Origin of the sequence: Streptococcus sp. 1449 (assembly GCF_013276805.1) — a bacterium.
Lineage (GTDB): Bacteria > Bacillota > Bacilli > Lactobacillales > Streptococcaceae > Streptococcus > Streptococcus pseudopneumoniae.
In genome coordinates this window covers 1-18,557 of the sequence record NZ_VMLS01000043.1, presented here as the reverse complement: position 1 = coordinate 18,557, position 18,557 = coordinate 1, and the positions used below count along the sequence as shown (strand labels likewise).

Here is an 18,557-nt window from a genome sequence, read left to right as displayed (position 1 = left end):
ATCAGTTCTATCTACAACCTCAAAACGGTGTTTTGAGCTGACTTCGTCAGTTCTATCTGCAACCTCAAAACGGTGTTTTGAGCTGACTTCATCAGTTTCATCTACAACCTCAAAACGGTGTTTTGAGCTGACTTCGTCAGTTTCATCTACAACCTCAAAACGGTGTTTTGAGCTGACTTCGTCAGTTTTATCTGCAACCTCAAAACGGTGTTTTGAGCTGACTTCGTCAGTTCTATCTACAACCTCAAAGCAGTGCTTTGAGCAACCTGCGGCTAGCTTCCTAGTTTGCTCTTTGATTTTCATTGAGTATGAAATAAGATATGCACAAATTGATTAGAAAAGTCAAATGAATTTCTACAAATGTTTTAGCAATCGCAATCTACTTGTCTAGATTCAATCTGATATATTTTCGATTTAATGATATGGTATTTAAAACCTCCAAAGCAGCTTGCTCCATTATTTTACTTACGTGAGTGTAGATGTTATTTATTGTTTTAGCGTCTTTGTGTCCCACTCTAACCATTATAGCTTTTAATGGGATATTCTTCTCGGCTAGTGTACTAAGGAGTGTGTGCCTGAAAATATGGGAACTAAGGGGCTGGTTTATCGGTTTCGCTAGTTTAGTATTTGCCTTTTGAAAAGTGAACTTAAATGCCTTTATCTAAATTTACATATCACTATTGTTTAACAAAATATAATCTGCTTTAGCTCACTTATTCTTTTTTTGAAATGTAGAATGAACTTTTTCGAATCTTTTAAAATCTGTTTGTTTTATATCGCCATTCTCCCCCTTTTTTAATTCTCCCTATACAGCCTGACAACTTTCCCGATGGTACGAATATGGGTGCTTTCGTCTAGGTGGATGTCGGGGTATTCGGGATTGAGTTTTTTGAGGTAGCCTTGGCGGAGTTTCTTGACATAGTTAGCACCGTCTACTTGGAAGATGCCGATGGTATTATAGTCAATCTGTGGGGGATTCTTGATAAATAGGTAGTTGCCGTTTCTTATCTTTGGCTCCATGGACTTGCTGACGACATAAGCGATTGCGTCGTAGTCGTCTGGGATTTCATCCTCATAGAATGGAAACTCCATATCTAAATTGTCGTCCTGCATCGAGCGGCTACCTGCAGAGATAAACTACCTAACACGAGAGTAAGTAGTCTGTCTGTAGTCGTCCAGTCTGATGATTTTTGCGATACTTCGTTTATCATCGTTTTTCTTCTCATACAGTTGCCTCTCGGCATAGGTCAGTACTTTACCTTGTCTGGGTGATGCCCGTTGGTCGTAGATAGATTGGATATCGCTAGGAGAATCCTTTTGAACTGGAGGAAAGAGGACATCAATCAAGCTACTGAATACTTTAACTAAGTCAAATATAGTATTTTTCTTAGTAGACCTAACCCTTTTTTCATAGTTTCCAAGGGTGTTTTTACTTATACCAATCTTGGTACTCAATTCTTATTGAGTCCAACCATTACTAGTCTATATTGTTTTATTTTTCGCATGTAACAATTGCAATCTCTTCTTTATCCACGAATGAAATCGCTTTCTGTTTTTATAAGTAAAGCATAACACGAAATCCACGAAAATGAAAACTTTGTTGTGTTTTCGTAAAAAAATTGTTGACAGAGCACGAAACGCCTATTATAATTAAATCAAGCTTAAGGAAATAACAAAAAAACAAATCGGAGGGAAAGACGATGAACATATTAAATGAGAAAGTAATCAATATCTGTAAAGCAGTAGTTAAAGAAACTTTAATCCAAGACATTTAGGAGAAAAAGATGAAGAAATCAAGAAAATTAGCCATATTAGGAATCTGTTCAGCTTTGTTTTTAGGCTTGGCAGCTTGTCAGCAAGATGCTACAACTTCGAATGGGACGAGTCAAAGGCAAAGTAGTTCAACGAAAGTTCCATGGAAAGCTTCATACACCAACCTAAACAATCAGGTAAGTACAGAAGAGGTCAAATCTCTCTTATCAGCTCACTTGGATCCAAATAGTGTTGATGCCTTTTTTAATCTCGTTAATGATTACAATACCATTGTCGGCTCAACTGGCTTATCAGGAGATTTCACTTCCTTTACTCACACAGAATACGATGTTGAAAAAATCAGTCATCTCTGGAATCAAAAGAAGGGTGATTTTGTTGGGACCAACTGCCGTATCAATAGTTATTGTCTTTTGAAAAATTCAGTCACCATTCCAAAACTTGATAAGAATGATCAATTGCTTTTCCTAGATAACGATGCGATTGATAAGGGGAAGGTCTTTGATTCACAAGATAAGGAAGAGTTTGATATTCTATTTTCGAGAGTTCCAACTGAGGCAACGACGGATGTCAAGGTTCACGCTGAAAAGATGGAAACATTCTTCTCCCAATTTCAATTCAACGACAAAGCTCGAATGCTATCTGTAGTCTTGCACGACAATCTGGATGGTGAGTATCTGTTTGTAGGCCACGTTGGAGTCTTAGTACCGGCTGATGACGGTTTCTTATTTGTAGAGAAATTGACTTTCGAAGAGCCCTACCAAGCGATTAAATTTGCCAGCAAGGAAGATTGTTACAAGTATTTAGGCACCAAGTATGCGGATTATACAGGCGAGGGACTGGCTCAGCCTTTTATCATGGATAATGATAAGTGGGTTAAACTTTAATGGTGGTATGATATGACAGTAATCCTAGGACTTTTATTTCTATTTTTGATGAGTTGGTGGGTTATTTCAATCGTTAATAGCCAGAAACCACGAAAAAATGAAACATTTATTGGCTATATCCAAAGATACGATATTGATGGGAATGGCTATCAATCAGAAGTATGGGAAGTGACTGAGGAGGAAGATTTATAATTAAAGAACAGACTCGTCTTTACAGTATTGCACCTATTTCCAGATAGTCCATTTGTAGTTTTATCCAGATTGCTATATAATTTAACTTAGAGAAAATAGGAGGACTAATCAGATGGAATTAAAAGATTTTACAGAAAAAGAACAGGAAATGATAAAGAATGGGCTGACGACGTCTAAGATTAGTGACAAGGAAACTGCTGAGAAGATTCTTGCGCTTGTCCCACAAGACTTGATTAAGCGAATCCCATTTTTCGTCAGAAAACATGCTACGACACGTACGATTAAACGCATTTCAATCGAACACCCTGAACTCTACGCTGCAGCTCAAACAAGTGGTGAGATTCCAGAAAAAGAACGAGAAGAATTACGTCAGATTATCACAACTATCTTTGAACAAAAGATGAATAAGCATAGTATTAAGTAGAGAATGAAAATGTATTTTATTGGCGGTTTGGGAAGCAATGTCTATCATAGCAAGGATCTTCTTCAAGAACTAGATTCGCAGGTCTATTTTCTAAATCCTTATGAAAAGCATCTTCGAGATGAAACAGAATTGAAATCATGGTTTAAAAAATCGATAGAAGAGGAAGAATCTATCTGTCTGATAGGCCATTCTCTTGGAGGAGATTTGGCTCGTTATCTCGCATCGGAATTTCAAGAAGTGAAGAAACTGATTCTTTTGGATGGTGGCTATCTAGATTTAGATAAGATTTTACCTTTAGATACAGAGTTAGAGGAAACTAAAAATTATATCAAATCTCAAATCGTTTCGGACTTAGCTCTTCTTATTTCTAAAGAAAAATCTGAAGCAAAGCATTGGTCAGAAAATATGGAGAAAGCCGTAAGGCAGTCCTATCACTGGAATTCTGAGTATAATAGATATGAGTTGGCTATAAATTATGAAAATATAGAAGCGATACTCCGCTTACGGAGAAAAATACAAGCTTTTAAGAGAGAAGTGGGAGATACCTTGTTTATTAGTCCTCGCTATCCTAATGAAGCTACATGGAGAGAGGAAACACTAAAAGAATTACCAGATTATTTTGATACTATTTTTCTAGAAAACGTTGGCCATGAGCTTTATACTGAAGCACCCAAAAAAATCGCTAGTATGATTAATGAGTGGCTCTCTTATTCTCACTGAGTTGCTTGTATGGCTTGAAATGGTATAAGATGAAAATCTACAAGTCACTAATTCTCATATAACAAAAAAAACGAACAGGCTCTTTTCTGTCATTCAGAAGAGAACTTGTTCGTTTTTATCTTGATTTTCTTAAAAAGCTCGATAAACATAGGGATTTTCTGGTTTATCGACTTTTGTAAAGCTGTCGATTTCCAAGGTTGGGAGATTTTGTTTGAGTTCTTTATGGTAGTGATTGAGCAGTTTTCCTTTGGCCGTAATCCAAGTGTTGTTTTCATACTGCCGGGTATTTCCCTTGGTCAGCAATCCATAGACACCAGAATCTGCGATACAGTGGATAATGCCGAATCGGAACAGAAATTGACTATTGGCATGACTGGGGTCGTTATAGACAAAGCCTGTAAACTGGATTGTCTTGCCCTCAAACTCATCTGGATAGTCGTAGATAGCCTCCATGACCTCCATATAGTTTTCATTAGTGATTTGAATGCTATCCTGGGACAAGTATTTATCCGCCGCCGTTCGCATTTCCTTTTCATAGGCTGATTTTGAAAAATAAGAACTGGTGTCTGGTTTCAAATATTGGCTTGTCGTCCCTTCACTTGTCTGAATGGCTAGATCCGTTCCTTCCGATAGGGGGAAATGATAACCTTTAGCAGAAACGGTCTGAGAATCCAAGCTAACAGTTGGGAAAGTTAAGCCGATGACAAGTGGAATAGCCAGAAGAGAAATACTCGTCATCTTGGCCAATCGGCTGTTCAGATGACTGTGGGTTTTGATTTGCTTCATCCAGATATACAATTGAACAATTGCCAAGATAAAGGAAAGCACCATGGAGATATAGGCCAGATAGGAATAGTGCATGTTGATGTACTGGTTTAGTTTGCCCGACAGATGGAGGTAAATAGTCAGTTCAAAATAGCCAGCTAAAACTAAAAATCGAATCATAGGATGACTCCAATCAAGAGAGAATAGGCTAAAACGACCAGAGTCACAATCGTAATGAAGTGACTAATAAATCGTGCTTTCAAGTAATTTTTCATCATGAGAATATTTTTGATATCCAGCATTGGGCCAATGACGAGAAAGGCCAGAACTGGAGCCAAACCGAAACTCGAGAGAAGAGAAGCACCTATAAAGGCATCCGCCTCACTACAGAGCGAAAGAAGAAAGGATAAAATCATCAAGAGCAGGATGGCAAAAAGAGGGGTCGCACTGATAGAGGTCAGAATCCGAGTCGGAACGTAGACCTGTATTATAGAAGCAAAGAGGCAGCCAAATACCAAATAACGCCCCGTATCAAAAAATTCATCAATGGCCTGCACAAAGACCTGAAAAACTTTTTTTGCAGAACTCAAGTAAGAAAAATCATGCTCATGACAAGTCAGACGATTTTCTTTCTGAATCGGTTCTTGCCAGAAAAATCCTAGAAAAATTCCTAGTATTACAGCCACAAGAATGGAACCCAGAGCTCGTAATAGGGCGACATGGAAGGAGTTGCCAAAGGCAGAATAGGTCGCAAAAAGAACAATGGGATTGATAACAGGTGCTGTCACAAGAAAGGGAACGGCCGTGTAACTGGGAACCTTCTTTTCCAGAAAACGATTGATAATCGGGACGATTCCACATTCACAAGAGGGGAAAAGTATTCCAACGAAGGTGCCAAAAAAGATTCTTCCCCAACGATTTCGAGGGAGAAAATGATAAACCTTGTCAGGTGTGATATAAACCTCAATCAGCCCTGAGACAATGCTTCCTATCAGAACGAAAGGGAGGGCTTCAATGATAATGGAGAGGAAAATAGCCCCAGTCTGAAGTACACTAGATGGGAGTTGTTGAAAAGCAGTCATCTAGTTTTTCTTTTCTGCTTTGGCTTTTTTCTCTTTGTCATCAGGGAAAGTGACTTGTTTCAAATCTGGGAGTTTAGCAAACTCTTCAAACATCTTGTCCAAGTCGTCTCGTTTTGTAAATTTTACAGCCATAGGTGTACCTCGATTCTAAATTCTACCTCTATTATACTATTATTTTGAGGAAAAGGGAAAAGTTAAAATTGAGTATCTAACGAATAATAGAGTTTGATATATCCTGATATACACTATGATTGTGATATAATAGTTGTGGAATAACGGAGGAAATTATGGATTATGAAAAAAATCGGTCAGATTACCGATGAAGTAAAAGAAATTTTTGATATTGTTCTTGAAGCGAGCGACATAAAGGTCAACAAAGACGGTTTGAGAAGCCATATGATAAAAGGCCATCACAATGATGTGATTCATCATATTGAAGACCTGGAACTCATACTAAGGAACCCAGATTTCGTCGGCATCAATCCACGAGAGAAAGACGCCAGTTTTGAATATGTAAAAAGATTTGATAATAATGTTCTTGTTGCGATTAAGTTGCGATTAAGTTACATAAAAGTGGTGATTTCTTTTATGTTCCGACCATGTATCGTTTACAAGATTACAAGTTACAAAGTCGTATTAAGTCTGGTAGATTGAGAAAACATAACATTAAATTGTCTGAAAATTTATTGACAGATTAGAAAAAACATAGTATAATGAAACGTAAAATGAATTCAGGTTTCCTGAACCGATAGGAGTATACAATGAAAAAACTAGGTTTTGTCCTTTTATCTTCAGCCTTGCTACTGACAGCATGTGCAGTCCGTTTTGAAAAATCAACCGAGACAAATGATTCATCTAAGGTGACAGCCTTGTCTGAAGACAAGCAAAAAATGCTTGATAAGGTCACTGCTGAATATAAGACTTTTGTGCAAGAGCAAATCGATAAGCTTTTGACAGATACGGAAGGCTTTGTCAAACTGTTGAAAGAAGGTAAGTTAGAAGAAGCCAAAAAGGTTTATCCACTGATTCGTATGTCTTATGAGCGTTCAGAACCAATTGCTGAAAGTTTTGGTGAGTCAGATGTCAAGATTGACTTCCGTTTGGCAGACTATATGGACGAAAACAAGACAGAAGAAGGTTGGTCAGGTTTCCACCGTATCGAGCGTATCCTTTGGGAAGACAATACAACTAAAGGAACTGAAAGTTATGGCGATCAGTTGGTCAATGATATCAAGGAATTGAAAGCCAAGATTGCAACTGTGGATGTGGACTACAAGGTCATGTTGACTGGGGCAGTCGACTTGCTTAACGAAGTAGCGACAAGCAAGATTACGGGTGAAGAGGAAATTTATTCTCATACAGACTTGTATGATTTCCGTGCAAATATCGAGGGAGCTGAGAAGATTTTCCAACTTTTTAAACCTTTACTTGAAAAATCAGATGCTAACCTAGTTAAAGAATTGGAAGCAGATTTCAAGTCAGTTAATAGTTTGCTGGACAAACAAATGACCGACAAGGAACACTACAAACTCTATACTGATTTGACAAAAGAAGATACCAAAGAATTGTCAGAAGCTGTGACAAAACTTGGTGAACCTCTATCACAAATGGGTAAATTTCTTAGTGGAGAATAAGAGTCATGACTGAAAAAGACGAAAAGTTTTTTGAAAAGAAAATGGACCGTCGAGAATTTCTAAAAAAAGCAGGGATTGGAGGGGCTGGTTTAGCGCTAGGACTCTCTGGTGCTTCTGCTTTTTTCGCACCTAAGCTAGGAAGTCAGGAAAAAATCTCGTACGGAAATGAAAAAATTGCTTTTTATGGCAAGCATCAAGCTGGGATTAGTACGCCCATGCAAAAGAATATCTATTTTGTCGTTTTGGACTTGCATACGACGGATAGAGATAAGATTATCCAGTTGTTCAAGGATTGGACGGATTATAGTGCCAAGTTGGTTGAGGGGGAATTGGTCAAAAAAGATGGCCAGAATGCTCTCTTACCTCCTAGCGATACTGGGGAGACAGTCGGGCTTAACCCGCATCGTTTGACCCTGACTTTTGGTGTCTCTGCCAGTTTCTTGAAAAAGATGAACTTGGAAAACAAGCGTCCTCAAGTGTTCAGAGATTTACCGCCTTTTCCGAAGGAGCAATTGCGTGAAAAATATACAGGTGGAGATATTGTGATTCAGGCCTGTGCAGATGATGAGCAGGTTGCCTTTCATGCTATTCGAAATCTTATCCGTAAGGGGAGAAATGCAGTGACCCTCCGTTGGAGTCAGTCTGGTTTTGCAGCTATCGGTGATCGAATGGAGACTCCGCGTAACCTCTTTGGTTTTAAAGATGGAACAGCAAATCCAACCAAGGAGCAAGACTTTGACCGCGTTATCTGGGCTGATAGTAAGGATTGGATGGAAAATGGTTCATATATGGCAGTTCGTCGGATTCAGATGTTTTTAGAGACTTGGGATCGCACTAGTCTTGAAGAACAAGAAAATACTTTTGGTCGTTACAAGGAAAGTGGTGCTCCCTTTGGTAAGAAGAATGAGTTTGATGAAGTGGATTTGAGTCTCTTACCTGATGATTCGCATGTTCGTTTAGCTAAGGAAGTAGACAAGCCCCTTTTGCGACGTTCTTATTCTTACTCTGATGGAATTGATGAAAAAACTGGCCAGTTTGATACAGGATTGCTTTTCATTTCTTTCCAGAAGGATCCTGATAACTTTGTCAAGGTTCAAACCAATCTAGGTGCTACTGATAAGATGAATGAATATATCACTCACATCGGTAGTGGACTCTTTGCTTGCTTTGGTGGTGTGGAGAAAGGAGGCTACATTGGTCAGAAATTATTGGAAGGCTAGAAGCTGGTTACTAGTTTTAGCTTTGTCATTTTTAATTCTTTCCCCAGTAGGTGCCCAAGAAAGCTTGAGTTCTTACTTTGTGAAAATCACAGATGCTTCTAAAGCAGTGAAAAATGGGAATCAGTCTGAGGCCCAGAAACTCGTTCAGGAGATGGCATCAGACTTCGAAAGAGTAGAAGACAGCAATTCTGAGGCTGGTAAAGTTGTTAAGGAAAAGTTAGCTCAATCAGGCGAGATTACTGAAGACAAACTCACCGAAATTTCTGCAGCCCTATTAGCTTTTGAAAAAGAACAAAATCCTATTGACCTAGATGCGGAAAAGGAAAAATTGCTAAACCGTCTGAGTCTACGTTTTGAAGCCTTGGAACAGGCTATTACTTCCAAAGATTTGGAAAAGGTCCGAGAGGCCTTTAAGAAAATGAATTCCACTTGGACCATCAATGAAAGTGTGGTTCGTGACAATAGTACGGCCCATTATGGACGTGTTGAAACAGCTATTTCTTTCTTGCGTAGTAGTATGGAAACCGAGCCTACAGATTTTAATTCAATCCAGATTTCCTTTGAGGACTTAAAAAAGGCTATTGATGATTTTGTAGCTGGAAAAGCAGTCGTAGCAACATCTTCTGATTTGAGTCTTAAAGACGGTATTGCCTTTTTGACAAAGGCTTTGGAACAATTCCAAGCTGGTGACCAAGCATCAGGAGCAGCCAGTATGAAGGAATTTATTACTATCTGGCCAACGATTGAAGGTTCTGTTAGCACGACCAATCCTTCCCTCTATACTCGAGTGGAAAGTGAAAGCCCTGTGATTATGGTCAAGGGAGGTGAGAAGGAATACCAAGAAAAATTAGAAAAACTGATTGCAGATTTATCACAAATTGATACTAGCGCACGTTACAATGCCTTTGATGCTATGCTGATTCTTCTAAGAGAAGGAGTAGAGGCCCTCTTAATCGTCATGGCCTTGGTGACGACCTTGAAAGCAGCCAAGATGCGAAAAGGGCTCAAGTGGGTTTATGGTGGTGCTATCACTGGAATCATGGCCAGTCTCCTTATTGCCTTCATCCTGCAAATTTCCTTTCCAGTAGTAACATCAGGCTCCAATCGTGAAATCATCGAAGGAGCAGTGGGGATTTTTGCGGTAGCTATGATGATTTTGATTGGAATCTGGCTCCACAGCAAATCCTCGGTCAAAAAATGGAATACCTTTATGGAGTCACAAATGGAAACAGTGACCAAGACAGGCTCCTTTATTTCCATGTTTGCCCTCAGTTTTCTAGCTGTTTTCCGTGAGGGAGCAGAAACCATTCTCTTTTATGTTGGGATTTTACCAAGAATTTCCAGTTTTGAATTTGTCTTGGGAATTTCACTTGCCTTGCTGGTTCTGGTAATTATTGCCCTTGTGATGAACAAGGCCAGTCAATTCTTCCTGCCACATAAGGTCTTCTTTATCCTGACTTGGATGATTTATGCCCTAGCCTTCAAGATGCTGGGGGTTAGTATCCATGCTCTTCAGTTGACCAATATGGCACCAAATCACTTAGTGACAGGCTTTCCAACGATCGACTTGCTTGGAATTTATCCAAGTTGGGAAGGCTTGGTTAGCCAGCTAGTCTTTGTTATTATTGTCTTGATTGTCACTTTTAGACAGGGTGAAAAATAAATGGATAGAAAAGAATTGACAATCGTTGAACATCTGGTAGAATTTAGAAAGAGACTATTGGCAGTAGTCATTTGTTTCTTTTTGGTATTCTCTGTTTCTCTGCTGTTTGCAGACCAGATTTACCAGTATGTGACCCAATCTTTTCAGCAAAAGTTGATTGTTTTAGGGCCTAATGATATTTTATGGATTTACATACGTTTGGCTAGTCTGATGGCCTTTACTATCACCTTGCCTTACACGGTGTATCATATTTGGTCTTTCATTAAACCCGGTTTAAAGAAGGAAGAAGCTAGAGCTGTCTTTGCCTATATTCCAGCTAGTTTCCTTTGTTTTCTAGTTGGACTGGCTTTTGGTTTTTACTTTGTAACACCGGCCTTACTTCAGGTTTTATTAGGGTTGGGAGAAGGTCTATTTGAAACGCAGTTAACCGCCCAAAATTATCTGTCTTTTGTTTTTCAAACGACCTTGCCTTTGGCTCTGATTTTTGAATTGCCAGTTATCATTGCCTTTTTGACGTCGATTGGACTCATTGAACCAGAATTATTGACTGCTTATCGCCGATATGCCTATTTTATCTTATTGGTACTCGCAGTCATCTTAACACCAGCTGACTTTGTCAGCGATTTGGCAATGACTGCCCCCTTGATATTACTCTATGAATTAAGTATTGCTATTAGCAAACACATTATGAAACGCAAGCAGAAAGGAGAGAGGAATGGGAATCTTACGTGATATTGGAGCACCAGGATTGATTATCATCGTTTTAGGAGCTCTCTTGATATTTGGACCAAAACGATTGCCTGAACTAGGCGAGTCAATCGGTAAAATGCTATCTGAATTTAAAAAAGCAGTTAAAGGAGCTGAAAATCAAGATAAGGAAGACTAAACCTTGTCTAATAAAAAACTTTGTACTCTGGAAGCCATCGCGTGGCTAGCTAGAGTGCAAAGTTTTTTTATTTTTTAGTTAAAATGAAGACTGTGTTCCTTATAAGTACAAGGTTATTAAGAGAGTGGTGGACATTAAAATGATGATTTTGAGTTTTTGTTATTTTTGCTTTGGAGCAAGGTAACATAGTCACTTTTGGTGTGAAATAAGTGGGAAAGAAAAACAGTTCTTTGAGTCTGGTCGATAAAGTAAAGCAAGATATACTGACCGATAATTTTTCCTCGCGTAGGGTACTTACTGTTGATTTTTAGTCCGATTTTTTCATCTGCATCAAAGCCAGCTTCAGGAAAAGTTTCTAAACTTTTTAAGCCGTCTAAAATTCTGGCTACAGTATTCTTAGCAGACTGAGGTGATAAAAGAACAGTAGTAATGTAGTCATGGATATTGTCAATTGCCTGACTCACTTCAGTAGAAAGACTCACTTTATAAGCCATATCGTAGCCTCATATTGTCTAGGGAAGTTCCTTGTCCGGATTCGTATTCTCTTAAGGAGCGTTCAGATTGGGCTTGTAGTTCCTGAATCAATCGCTCACGATGTATATCTTCTGCAGTTTTTATTGGTAAATCCTGTTCGAGAACAATCTGCTCGATAAAAAGACTAATAGCATCCGTCATAGTCATTCCTTTTTCCTTGATGATAGCTCTAGCTTGTTCCATTGATGACTCATTGATTTTAAAATTGTACTGTTTAGTAAGTGATGTCGTCATGGTATATCTCCAATCTATACTATATATAGCTAGTATATATCTTTTATATTTTTTAGGCAAGAGAAAACTTTGTACTCTAGAAACTATCGAGAGTGTAAAGTTTTTTTAGTTTGGAACATGAAAACAGCAGTTGATTTCAAGAAACAAAAAAGAACAGCCGAAGCTGTCTTTTTCTCATTATTTGAGACCGTATTTTTTGTTGAAACGATCCACGCGTCCATCTGCTTGAGTGAACTTTTGACGTCCGGTGTAGAATGGGTGTGAGTCTGATGAAATTTCCACACGGATCAATGGGTAAGTTTCGCCTTCGAACTCAACTGTTTCGTTAGAGCGTTTTGTTGAACCGCTAAGGAATTGGTAACCAGTAGTTGTGTCCATGAAGACAACTGGGCGATATTCTGGATGGATATCTTTTTTCATTTTACAATATTTCCTTTCTGCCATGGTCTCTTTGCGAGCCATAGATTGTTACCATACTAGTCTATCAGATTCTGAAAAGTTTGGCAAGTATTTTATCAGTTTTTAAGCAAGTTTTTTAACTTTTGGTAGATGATTTCGTTTTCTTCTAGGCTATAGGAATTAGCACCACTTGCTAGAGGGTGGCCTCCACCATCATGTTCTTTGGCAATTTCATTGATAGGATGAATTTTACTGCGTAAGCGAACGCGGTAGTGGCCAACAGCCTGCTCCACAAAAATTCCCCAGAGACTAACACTATCAATGCGTCCAGGTGCACCGACAATGGCTGCAGTTTCAGCATCGGTAACATTAAATTGTTTCAAGACTTCTTGACTCAGGATAACTCGCGCTGCACCATTTTCATCCACTTCCAGATGGTCGTAGATGTAGCCTTGAAGTTTAGCAATTTTGTAACTCATAGTGTCCATTTTGCGAGTGAGAGCCGCAAAGTCAAAGTTCTGTTCTCTTAGATAGGCAGCCAGACGAAGAGTCCGTGCAGTGGTAGAAGGGTAGAGGAAGCGACCTGTATCACCAACAATTCCTGCAAAGAGCAACTCAGCAGCTCGATCTGACAAGGCCAGTTGGGTTGTTTGGGCAAATAGAGTAATCATCTCGCTAGCGCTGCTTGAACTAGTATCCACCCAAGATAGGTCACCATATACATCATCATTTGGATGGTGGTCAATCTTAATGAGAAAATCACCTTGACGATAGCGCTTATCATCGATACGAGCAGTATTAGCTGTATCACAGACGATGACAAGGGCACCTTGGTAGGCACTATCTTCAACAAGATCCATCTCAGCCATCCAAGTTAGAGTTGGTTCATCATAACCAACGGCTTTGATGGTTTTTTCAGGGAAATGATGTTTGAGAAGAGCTTTCAAACCCACCTGACTTCCCAAGGCATCAGGGTCTGGTTTCATATGACGATGAATGATAATCGTGTCGTATTCTTTGATTTTTTCTAAAATTTGATGGCAAATTTCCATAAATAACCTCAATTCTTTCTCATTTCATTGTAGCACAAGAATTTTTATTTTTAAAATGAAAAAGATGTGATATAATGGAGAAAGATAAATTGAGGAGGACGATATGGTATTAGCAAAAATTGTATTTGCCAGTATGACCGGTAATACCGAAGAAATTGCAGATATTGTAGCAGACAAATTACGTGACTTGGGCTTGGATGTTGATGTTGATGAATGTACAACTGTTGACGCTTCAGACTTCTTGGAAGCAGACATCGCTATCGTTGCGACCTATACTTATGGTGATGGAGAATTGCCAGATGAGATGATGGACTTCTACGAAGACCTAGCAGATCTCAACTTGAATGGCAAAATCTACGGAGTGGTTGGTTCAGGAGATACCTTCTACGATGAATTCTGTAAGGCTGTTGATGACTTTGATCGTGTTTTTGTTTCGACAGGAGCAGAAAAAGGTTCAGAATGTGTTAAAGTTGATCTCTCTGCTGAGGAAGAAGACATTGAGCGCTTGGAACAATTCGCAGAAGAATTGGCTGCTAAAGTAGGATAAGTATAAACGTGCGCTGATGTAATCAATCAGTGCATTTTTCTTATCGTGAGTTAGGATTTTACTAGCCTATTTGGTGGCTTTTTGATACAATAATTCAAATAAAGGAGGAGACTGTATGGATTTAGATAGTATTCGTCAAGAAATTGATCAAATCGACGACCAAATCGTCAAGCTCTTAGAAGAACGAATGCATTTGGTTGAGGGTGTAGTTGCCTATAAGAAAGCTTCAGGTAAACCGATTTTAGATACCAAGAGAGAAGCGGTTATTTTTGAAAAGGTTAGAAGTCGTGTAGGAGATAAGCGCTATCAGGAAACTATTGTCGCGACTTTTTCGGACATACTCAAACGTTCGCGTGATTATCAGAATCAGAATATCAAATGAAAAAAGAACAATTTTATCCGCTAGGCATTTTTATAGCTGCTATGTTGGGCGGACTTGTGCGCTACCTTGTTTCTACTTGGTTATCAGCCAGTCCAGACTTTCCTTGGGGCACTCTCTTTGTCAACTATCTGGGAATTTTCTGCTTGATTTATCTTGTCAAGGGATATCTGGTCTATAAGGGGACTAGTAAGGGCTTGATTTTAGCACTAGGGACGGGCTTTTGTGGAGGTTTAACAACTTTTTCCAGCCTAATGCTTGATACTGTGAAGCTGCTTGATACAGGGCGTTATCTTAGTTTAGTCCTGTATTTGCTTTTGAGCATCGGTGGAGGCCTACTCTTAGCTTATTTTCTAGGGAGGAAGAAATGGTAATGGTCTATCTTGCAATTGCTTGTGGTTTCGGAGCACTCGTACGCTATTTCTTTTCCCGCTATAATCAAACTTCTAAATTGCCCCTCGGAACGCTCATAGTCAATCTTCTAGGTTGTTTTTTAATTGGATTATTCTACAATCATGTGGAGTCTAAGGAAGTCTATGCTATTTTAGCAACAGGATTTTGTGGAGGTTTGACAACTTTTTCGACCTTGAATGACGAACTCCAAAGATTGTTAAGTGATAGGAAGGGATTTTATTCTTATTTAGCTTTGACCTACCTCGGTGGTTTGATTGCGATTTTTTTAGGAATTCTGCTATAAATTTCTTTACTTTTTTGTGGAAATTTGGTAAACTGTATCTTGTGTGTAATGGACGCACAAAAATACAGTTTATCCGCTGAGGAAGATTCCTCAAGATTGACAAAGATAGGAGAATAAAATGAATCCATTAATCCAAAGCTTGACTGAAGGTCAACTTCGTACAGATATCCCATCATTCCGTCCTGGTGACACTGTTCGTGTACACGCGAAAGTTGTCGAAGGTAACCGTGAACGTATCCAGATTTTTGAAGGTGTTGTTATCGCACGTAAAGGTGCTGGTATCTCAGAAAACTACACAGTTCGTAAAATCTCTAACGGTGTAGGTGTTGAGCGTATCTTCCCAATCCACACTCCACGTGTTGAAAAAATCGAAGTTGTTCGTTACGGTAAAGTACGTCGTGCGAAATTGTACTACTTGCGTGCTCTTCAAGGTAAGGCAGCTCGTATCAAAGAAATCCGTCGTTAATTCGACTAAAACTCTGCTTTTTCAGCAGAGTTTTTATCTAGCTCCCTTAGTTCAATGGATATAACAACTCCCTCCTAAGGAGTAGTTGCAGGTTCGATTCCTGCAGGGGGCATAATAAGAAGCGTAAAGAAACATAAAGAATATTCAAAGTGTTTATTTGTAGGCAATCATCACAATTTAGTTTTTTAAAATAGGTTAGTATTTTTGGAATCTTTGACCAAAGTGTGACCAAAATTTGACCAAAAGTCAATGAATATAGAATAAAGTAGATCAGGAAGCTGGTCTATTTTATTTTGTAGTTATTGAGAAAAAGTGGTTTGTTTTAATTTGACTATTATACACATAATGCGTATAATAGTAAGTGTAAGGAGGTAACGAATATATATGCCACTTACAGGTAAAGAAATGGTGAAACTAGCTCTTGAGAATGGATGGTTTGAAGTTCGTCAAAGAGGAAGTCATCATCATTTTAAGAAAGAGGGTTTTTCTTATCTTGTCACGATTCCAGTTCATGGAAATGAAGATTTGGGAAAGGGATTGGAGAGAAAGATTCTCAAAGATTTAGGATTGTAATTTTTACTTTCCTAAGTCTTTTTACATCAGAGGTAGTAGAATGTTGGGGGTAGTAGAATGTTAAAAACGTATCCAGCTATTTTTCATAAAGAAGGAACAGGATATTGGGTAGAATTTCCAGAATTTGGTGGTGGTACAGAAGGAAAAAATATCGAAGAAGCGATGAAAAATGCTCGAGAAATGCTTGAAAATGTTTTAGCTTCTTATATCGATGAAGGGATGGCGTTGCCTACTCCAAGTGATATTTTAAAGATTGAAGTTTCAGATGGTTTTGTATCAATGATTCAAGTTGATCCTGCGCCTTTTGTGAGAAGTAACAAGGCGATTAGAAAGAACGTGACCGTTCCTGAATGGCTAGTTCGTCTTGCTGATCGAGAAAAGATTAACTATTCAGAAGTTTTGGCACAAGCATTAGAGAAGAAGTTGCAAGTTTAAATTTAAAGACTGTATTTATTAGGGAATAAGTTTGATATGTATTGGTAAAAGTGATACAATAGATATACAAGAAGAAAAGGAGAAATGCTATGTCACAAATTGCTGTAAGAGTAGATGATGAATTGAAAAAAGAAGCGACTGCGATTTTTAATGAGTTGGGGTTGGATATGTCAACTGCTGTGAAGTTATTTTTGAAGCAAAGTGTGTTGACAAGAAGTATTCCTTTTGAAGTTAAACTTGATTCTGAGTAAGGTGAAATAAAAGTGTGGATAGATATAATCTAAAGGGGTTCGGTTATGGTTTATACAATAGATCAGATAAAGGAAAAAATTGTTCCTGTTGCTAAACAATATGATTTATCTAAAATTTATCTATTTGGCTCTTATGCTAGGGGCGAAGCTGATGGGAAAAGTGATGTTGATATTGCTTTGGAGTTAGAGGATGATTCTATATATTTTGATGTATATGGTAGACTTTTGACTATTTTTGATGGTAATATAGATATTCTATTGGTTAGTGATTTACTTTCTCCAAAAACAAACATTGGGAAGTTAGTCAAGAAAAATTTTTTGAATGATAGAGAGGTTATTTATGAGAAGTCAATCTCTTGAAACTGATATAGCATATTTGAAGGATATGGTTTTATATCTTGATAAGGCCGATGCTGTTTTGTATAAAGCAAGAAGATATAATTTACCTTTAGATGATGATATGGTAGTTGATTCTATCGCTATGAATTTAGGACAGGTAGGAGAACAGTTATCGTTAGGCAAATTATCAGAGGAAGTAAAACAGAAGTATTCAGATAGGATAAACTGGACTCAGATAAAAGGTTTTAGAAATTTTATTTATCATAATTATTCTAACTTAAATTTTAAAATTATAGAGGGTATATTGAAGGAATCTGTTCCCAAAACGAAAGAATCTTTACACTCGATTATAAGAGAATTAGAAGGTGAATTATAAAATAGAAAATGAAAGAGAAACTCTAAAAACGTATGGAAGATTTGCTAGAAATCGACAAATTTTATTCCTCAAAAAACGAATACTTCCATAAGAGAAATTATTATTGATGAAGATTTAATATCTGTATTGGATGCATTGAAAGAGGAACAAGATAAGGTTCTTTATAATCGTGAAGAATTAAAGAAATATGATTTGGTCTCTTGTGATAGAAGGTATAAACTTTCTACAAATTATGGATTGAATAAATACTTGAAAGTATTTTTATCCGAACTTGGGATAGGTAGCCAAACCATGATAGCAAAAGCAGGCAGGCATATTTACGGTTTATATTTATTAGACTTCCTGCAAAACTAGAATCCTAGTTCATGATTGATAATACCAACAATCAAATTCATTCGTAAGCCGAAGCGTTTACGATGATTTCGATAGGTTGTTGAAAATATTTTAAACGTTTTCATAGTGAAATGAAATAAGAACAGGACAAATCGATCAGGACAGTCAAATCGATTTCTAACAATATTTTAGAAGTAGATGTGTACTATTCTAGTTTCAATCTACTATACTCTGTCAAAAATATTCTCAACCTTGATTCTCTCCTTAGATAGCGCATGGTTACAGGCTTTATCTTCAGCTGTTAGCAGCTTGAGTTTGCTGGATTTCCTCGGAGTTTGCGCTTGAGGATATAGCTTCATGAGCCCTTGATAAGCACTGTCAGCCAAGATTTTACCAGCTTGTCCGATATTTCTGCGACTCATTTTGAACAACTTCATATCATGACAATAGTTCACAGCGAGCTCCAAAGAAACAATTCTCCCTTGACTTGTGACAATCGCTTAAGCCTTCATAGCGTGGCATTTCTTTTTACCAGAATCATTCTCTAATTGTTTTTTTAGAACGATTGATTTTTACTTCCGTCGCATCAATCATTACCGTGTCCTCAGAACTGAGAGGAGTTCTTGAAATCGTAACACCACTTTGAACAAGAGTTACTTCAACCCATTGACTCCGATGGGTTAAGTTGCTTTCGTGAAT

Annotated in this window: 30 protein-coding genes, 1 tRNA gene and 3 pseudogenes; 22 read left to right on the top strand and 12 right to left on the bottom strand. The window is 38.1% G+C overall.

Annotation, left to right across the window (positions count from 1 at the left end):
* The 3 genes from HT687_RS11950 to HT687_RS12370 form a co-directional block, all read right to left on the bottom strand.
* Positions 1-303, bottom strand: a 303-nt coding sequence (locus HT687_RS11950; RefSeq protein WP_345890534.1) for a hypothetical protein, incomplete at its 3' end; no start/stop codon positions are given.
* A gap of 76 nt (positions 304-379) precedes the next feature.
* The gene (locus HT687_RS08190; protein ID WP_172924147.1) at positions 380-661 is read right to left on the bottom strand and encodes a tyrosine-type recombinase/integrase; all 282 of its coding nucleotides are present in this window, start codon (positions 659-661) and stop codon (positions 380-382) included.
* Positions 662-795: 134 nt separating this feature from the next.
* A complete protein-coding gene (locus HT687_RS12370) occupies positions 796-1,113 on the bottom strand; it encodes a S24 family peptidase (RefSeq protein WP_031233558.1) in 318 nt (105 codons plus the stop codon).
* A gap of 671 nt (positions 1,114-1,784) precedes the next feature.
* Here HT687_RS12370 and HT687_RS08180 point away from each other — a divergent pair.
* From HT687_RS08180 to HT687_RS08165, 4 genes are all read left to right on the top strand, one after another.
* A complete protein-coding gene (locus tag HT687_RS08180; RefSeq protein ID WP_000749590.1) occupies positions 1,785-2,657 on the top strand; it encodes a DUF4300 family protein in 873 nt (290 codons plus the stop codon).
* A 12-nt stretch (positions 2,658-2,669) separates the two neighbouring features.
* Positions 2,670-2,849 carry a hypothetical protein gene (locus tag HT687_RS08175; protein ID WP_000216060.1) on the top strand — a complete coding sequence of 60 codons (180 nt, stop codon included), beginning with the start codon at positions 2,670-2,672 and terminating at the stop codon, positions 2,847-2,849.
* A 112-nt stretch (positions 2,850-2,961) separates the two neighbouring features.
* A complete protein-coding gene (locus HT687_RS08170) occupies positions 2,962-3,273 on the top strand; it encodes a hypothetical protein (RefSeq protein WP_000420573.1) in 312 nt (103 codons plus the stop codon).
* A gap of 3 nt (positions 3,274-3,276) precedes the next feature.
* Entirely contained in the window at positions 3,277-3,993 is a 717-nt protein-coding gene (locus HT687_RS08165) for an alpha/beta hydrolase (protein WP_023936133.1), read from the top strand.
* Positions 3,994-4,122: 129 nt separating this feature from the next.
* Here HT687_RS08165 and HT687_RS08160 read toward each other — a convergent pair whose 3' ends face one another.
* Genes HT687_RS08160 through HT687_RS12205 form a run of 3 tightly spaced genes read right to left on the bottom strand, consistent with a single transcriptional unit; the run spans position 4,123 to position 5,972 of the window.
* A complete protein-coding gene (locus HT687_RS08160) occupies positions 4,123-4,938 on the bottom strand; it encodes a TIGR03943 family protein (RefSeq protein ID WP_000617832.1) in 816 nt (271 codons plus the stop codon).
* Positions 4,935-5,840, bottom strand: coding sequence for a permease (locus HT687_RS08155; protein ID WP_000123618.1), 906 nt, complete (start codon positions 5,838-5,840; stop codon positions 4,935-4,937). The genes HT687_RS08160 and HT687_RS08155 overlap by 4 nt, the downstream gene beginning before the upstream one ends.
* Positions 5,841-5,972, bottom strand: coding sequence for an SPJ_0845 family protein (locus HT687_RS12205; RefSeq protein ID WP_000268685.1), 132 nt, complete (start codon positions 5,970-5,972; stop codon positions 5,841-5,843).
* A 162-nt stretch (positions 5,973-6,134) separates the two neighbouring features.
* Between HT687_RS12205 and HT687_RS08150 the strand changes: the two genes are divergently transcribed.
* The 6 genes from HT687_RS08150 to tatA all read left to right on the top strand — a co-directional run bounded on the left by HT687_RS08150 (position 6,135) and on the right by tatA (position 11,243).
* On the top strand, positions 6,135-6,494 hold the full coding sequence (locus tag HT687_RS08150; RefSeq protein WP_007284914.1) for a hypothetical protein: 360 nt from the start codon (positions 6,135-6,137) through the stop codon (positions 6,492-6,494).
* Positions 6,495-6,601: 107 nt separating this feature from the next.
* On the top strand, positions 6,602-7,474 hold the full coding sequence (gene efeO, locus HT687_RS08145; RefSeq protein WP_172924146.1) for an iron uptake system protein EfeO: 873 nt from the start codon (positions 6,602-6,604) through the stop codon (positions 7,472-7,474).
* A 5-nt stretch (positions 7,475-7,479) separates the two neighbouring features.
* Entirely contained in the window at positions 7,480-8,694 is a 1,215-nt protein-coding gene (efeB, locus tag HT687_RS08140; RefSeq protein WP_000136411.1) for an iron uptake transporter deferrochelatase/peroxidase subunit, read from the top strand.
* Positions 8,669-10,357, top strand: coding sequence for an FTR1 family protein (locus HT687_RS08135; protein WP_172924145.1), 1,689 nt, complete (start codon positions 8,669-8,671; stop codon positions 10,355-10,357). Before efeB ends, HT687_RS08135 begins: the two co-directional genes overlap by 26 nt.
* Entirely contained in the window at positions 10,358-11,089 is a 732-nt protein-coding gene (gene tatC, locus HT687_RS08130; protein WP_138700688.1) for a twin-arginine translocase subunit TatC, read from the top strand.
* On the top strand, positions 11,073-11,243 hold the full coding sequence (tatA, locus tag HT687_RS08125) for a twin-arginine translocase TatA/TatE family subunit (RefSeq protein WP_000512107.1): 171 nt from the start codon (positions 11,073-11,075) through the stop codon (positions 11,241-11,243). The genes tatC and tatA overlap by 17 nt, the downstream gene beginning before the upstream one ends.
* Before the next feature lie 134 nt (positions 11,244-11,377).
* On the opposite strand, the gene HT687_RS08120 is transcribed toward tatA, so the two are convergent.
* From HT687_RS08120 to HT687_RS08105, 4 genes are all read right to left on the bottom strand, one after another.
* Complete coding sequence (locus tag HT687_RS08120) at positions 11,378-11,737, bottom strand: type II toxin-antitoxin system RelE/ParE family toxin (RefSeq protein ID WP_023936126.1); 360 nt, start codon at positions 11,735-11,737, stop codon at positions 11,378-11,380.
* Positions 11,727-12,011: a type II toxin-antitoxin system RelB/DinJ family antitoxin gene (locus tag HT687_RS08115; RefSeq protein ID WP_050208398.1), complete on the bottom strand. Its 285-nt coding sequence runs from the start codon at positions 12,009-12,011 to the stop codon at positions 11,727-11,729. The genes HT687_RS08120 and HT687_RS08115 overlap by 11 nt, the downstream gene beginning before the upstream one ends.
* Positions 12,012-12,188: 177 nt before the next feature.
* The gene (locus tag HT687_RS08110) at positions 12,189-12,431 is read right to left on the bottom strand and encodes a type B 50S ribosomal protein L31 (RefSeq protein ID WP_000710764.1); all 243 of its coding nucleotides are present in this window, start codon (positions 12,429-12,431) and stop codon (positions 12,189-12,191) included.
* 95 nt (positions 12,432-12,526) lie between these two features.
* On the bottom strand, positions 12,527-13,462 hold the full coding sequence (locus HT687_RS08105) for a bifunctional oligoribonuclease/PAP phosphatase NrnA (RefSeq protein ID WP_054388226.1): 936 nt from the start codon (positions 13,460-13,462) through the stop codon (positions 12,527-12,529).
* 103 nt (positions 13,463-13,565) lie between these two features.
* On the opposite strand from HT687_RS08105, the gene HT687_RS08100 reads away from it, so the two are divergent.
* The 12 genes and pseudogenes from HT687_RS08100 to HT687_RS12365 form a co-directional block, all read left to right on the top strand.
* Positions 13,566-14,009, top strand: a complete 444-nt coding sequence (locus HT687_RS08100) for a flavodoxin (protein WP_000241950.1) — start codon at positions 13,566-13,568, stop codon at positions 14,007-14,009.
* Between the two features lie 115 nt (positions 14,010-14,124).
* Positions 14,125-14,391 (top strand): chorismate mutase, encoded by a 267-nt coding sequence (locus HT687_RS08095; RefSeq protein ID WP_000362492.1) that lies wholly within the window; start codon positions 14,125-14,127, stop codon positions 14,389-14,391.
* Complete coding sequence (crcB, locus tag HT687_RS08090) at positions 14,388-14,762, top strand: fluoride efflux transporter CrcB (protein ID WP_000712082.1); 375 nt, start codon at positions 14,388-14,390, stop codon at positions 14,760-14,762. The genes HT687_RS08095 and crcB (HT687_RS08090) overlap by 4 nt, the downstream gene beginning before the upstream one ends.
* Positions 14,756-15,085: a fluoride efflux transporter CrcB gene (crcB, locus tag HT687_RS08085; RefSeq protein WP_054388225.1), complete on the top strand. Its 330-nt coding sequence runs from the start codon at positions 14,756-14,758 to the stop codon at positions 15,083-15,085. Before crcB (HT687_RS08090) ends, crcB (HT687_RS08085) begins: the two co-directional genes overlap by 7 nt.
* Before the next feature lie 118 nt (positions 15,086-15,203).
* Positions 15,204-15,551 (top strand): 50S ribosomal protein L19, encoded by a 348-nt coding sequence (gene rplS / locus HT687_RS08080; RefSeq protein WP_001068669.1) that lies wholly within the window; start codon positions 15,204-15,206, stop codon positions 15,549-15,551.
* Positions 15,552-15,591: 40 nt separating this feature from the next.
* Positions 15,592-15,663, top strand: a tRNA-Arg gene (locus tag HT687_RS08075).
* A gap of 272 nt (positions 15,664-15,935) precedes the next feature.
* Entirely contained in the window at positions 15,936-16,124 is a 189-nt protein-coding gene (locus HT687_RS08070; RefSeq protein ID WP_023936121.1) for a type II toxin-antitoxin system HicA family toxin, read from the top strand.
* Positions 16,125-16,181: 57 nt separating this feature from the next.
* Positions 16,182-16,559 carry a type II toxin-antitoxin system HicB family antitoxin gene (locus HT687_RS08065; RefSeq protein WP_000921490.1) on the top strand — a complete coding sequence of 126 codons (378 nt, stop codon included), beginning with the start codon at positions 16,182-16,184 and terminating at the stop codon, positions 16,557-16,559.
* A gap of 89 nt (positions 16,560-16,648) precedes the next feature.
* A complete protein-coding gene (locus HT687_RS08060; RefSeq protein ID WP_000077979.1) occupies positions 16,649-16,810 on the top strand; it encodes a type II toxin-antitoxin system RelB/DinJ family antitoxin in 162 nt (53 codons plus the stop codon).
* Positions 16,811-16,855: 45 nt separating this feature from the next.
* Positions 16,856-17,170 (top strand): nucleotidyltransferase domain-containing protein, encoded by a 315-nt coding sequence (locus HT687_RS08055; RefSeq protein ID WP_000263130.1) that lies wholly within the window; start codon positions 16,856-16,858, stop codon positions 17,168-17,170.
* Complete coding sequence (locus HT687_RS08050; protein ID WP_001257560.1) at positions 17,151-17,525, top strand: HepT-like ribonuclease domain-containing protein; 375 nt, start codon at positions 17,151-17,153, stop codon at positions 17,523-17,525. The genes HT687_RS08055 and HT687_RS08050 overlap by 20 nt, the downstream gene beginning before the upstream one ends.
* A gap of 1 nt (position 17,526) precedes the next feature.
* Positions 17,527-17,861: pseudogene (locus HT687_RS12365) on the top strand (site-specific integrase); the annotation flags it as partial.
* Positions 17,862-17,875: 14 nt separating this feature from the next.
* Here the strand turns inward: HT687_RS12365 and HT687_RS08040 are convergent.
* A pseudogene (locus tag HT687_RS08040) lies at positions 17,876-17,983 on the bottom strand (IS5/IS1182 family transposase); the annotation flags it as partial.
* Between the two features lie 102 nt (positions 17,984-18,085).
* A pseudogene (locus tag HT687_RS08035) lies at positions 18,086-18,557 on the bottom strand (transposase family protein); the annotation flags it as partial.

Excerpts from the sequence above, each read along its gene's own strand:
- HT687_RS08115 (WP_050208398.1), bottom strand. The coding sequence starts at position 12,011 with ATGACGACATCACTTACTAAACAGTACAATTTTAAAATCAATGAGTCA.
- crcB (WP_000712082.1), top strand. The coding sequence starts at position 14,388 with ATGAAAAAAGAACAATTTTATCCGCTAGGCATTTTTATAGCTGCTATG.
- HT687_RS08110 (WP_000710764.1), bottom strand. The coding sequence starts at position 12,431 with ATGAAAAAAGATATCCATCCAGAATATCGCCCAGTTGTCTTCATGGAC.
- HT687_RS08050 (WP_001257560.1), top strand. The coding sequence starts at position 17,151 with ATGAGAAGTCAATCTCTTGAAACTGATATAGCATATTTGAAGGATATG.
- efeO (WP_172924146.1), top strand. The coding sequence starts at position 6,602 with ATGAAAAAACTAGGTTTTGTCCTTTTATCTTCAGCCTTGCTACTGACA.
- HT687_RS12205 (WP_000268685.1), bottom strand. The coding sequence starts at position 5,972 with ATGGCTGTAAAATTTACAAAACGAGACGACTTGGACAAGATGTTTGAA.
- HT687_RS08180 (WP_000749590.1), top strand. The coding sequence starts at position 1,785 with ATGAAGAAATCAAGAAAATTAGCCATATTAGGAATCTGTTCAGCTTTG.
- HT687_RS08095 (WP_000362492.1), top strand. The coding sequence starts at position 14,125 with ATGGATTTAGATAGTATTCGTCAAGAAATTGATCAAATCGACGACCAA.
- HT687_RS08060 (WP_000077979.1), top strand. The coding sequence starts at position 16,649 with ATGTCACAAATTGCTGTAAGAGTAGATGATGAATTGAAAAAAGAAGCG.
- HT687_RS08160 (WP_000617832.1), bottom strand. The coding sequence starts at position 4,938 with ATGATTCGATTTTTAGTTTTAGCTGGCTATTTTGAACTGACTATTTAC.
- crcB (WP_054388225.1), top strand. The coding sequence starts at position 14,756 with ATGGTAATGGTCTATCTTGCAATTGCTTGTGGTTTCGGAGCACTCGTA.
- HT687_RS08055 (WP_000263130.1), top strand. The coding sequence starts at position 16,856 with ATGGTTTATACAATAGATCAGATAAAGGAAAAAATTGTTCCTGTTGCT.
- rplS (WP_001068669.1), top strand. The coding sequence starts at position 15,204 with ATGAATCCATTAATCCAAAGCTTGACTGAAGGTCAACTTCGTACAGAT.
- HT687_RS08065 (WP_000921490.1), top strand. The coding sequence starts at position 16,182 with ATGTTAAAAACGTATCCAGCTATTTTTCATAAAGAAGGAACAGGATAT.
- HT687_RS08070 (WP_023936121.1), top strand. The coding sequence starts at position 15,936 with ATGCCACTTACAGGTAAAGAAATGGTGAAACTAGCTCTTGAGAATGGA.
- HT687_RS08155 (WP_000123618.1), bottom strand. The coding sequence starts at position 5,840 with ATGACTGCTTTTCAACAACTCCCATCTAGTGTACTTCAGACTGGGGCT.
- HT687_RS08175 (WP_000216060.1), top strand. The coding sequence starts at position 2,670 with ATGACAGTAATCCTAGGACTTTTATTTCTATTTTTGATGAGTTGGTGG.
- efeB (WP_000136411.1), top strand. The coding sequence starts at position 7,480 with ATGACTGAAAAAGACGAAAAGTTTTTTGAAAAGAAAATGGACCGTCGA.
- HT687_RS12370 (WP_031233558.1), bottom strand. The coding sequence starts at position 1,113 with ATGCAGGACGACAATTTAGATATGGAGTTTCCATTCTATGAGGATGAA.
- HT687_RS08165 (WP_023936133.1), top strand. The coding sequence starts at position 3,277 with ATGAAAATGTATTTTATTGGCGGTTTGGGAAGCAATGTCTATCATAGC.
- HT687_RS08150 (WP_007284914.1), top strand. The coding sequence starts at position 6,135 with ATGAAAAAAATCGGTCAGATTACCGATGAAGTAAAAGAAATTTTTGAT.
- HT687_RS08170 (WP_000420573.1), top strand. The coding sequence starts at position 2,962 with ATGGAATTAAAAGATTTTACAGAAAAAGAACAGGAAATGATAAAGAAT.
- HT687_RS08100 (WP_000241950.1), top strand. The coding sequence starts at position 13,566 with ATGGTATTAGCAAAAATTGTATTTGCCAGTATGACCGGTAATACCGAA.
- tatC (WP_138700688.1), top strand. The coding sequence starts at position 10,358 with ATGGATAGAAAAGAATTGACAATCGTTGAACATCTGGTAGAATTTAGA.
- tatA (WP_000512107.1), top strand. The coding sequence starts at position 11,073 with ATGGGAATCTTACGTGATATTGGAGCACCAGGATTGATTATCATCGTT.
- HT687_RS08120 (WP_023936126.1), bottom strand. The coding sequence starts at position 11,737 with ATGGCTTATAAAGTGAGTCTTTCTACTGAAGTGAGTCAGGCAATTGAC.
- HT687_RS08105 (WP_054388226.1), bottom strand. The coding sequence starts at position 13,462 with ATGGAAATTTGCCATCAAATTTTAGAAAAAATCAAAGAATACGACACG.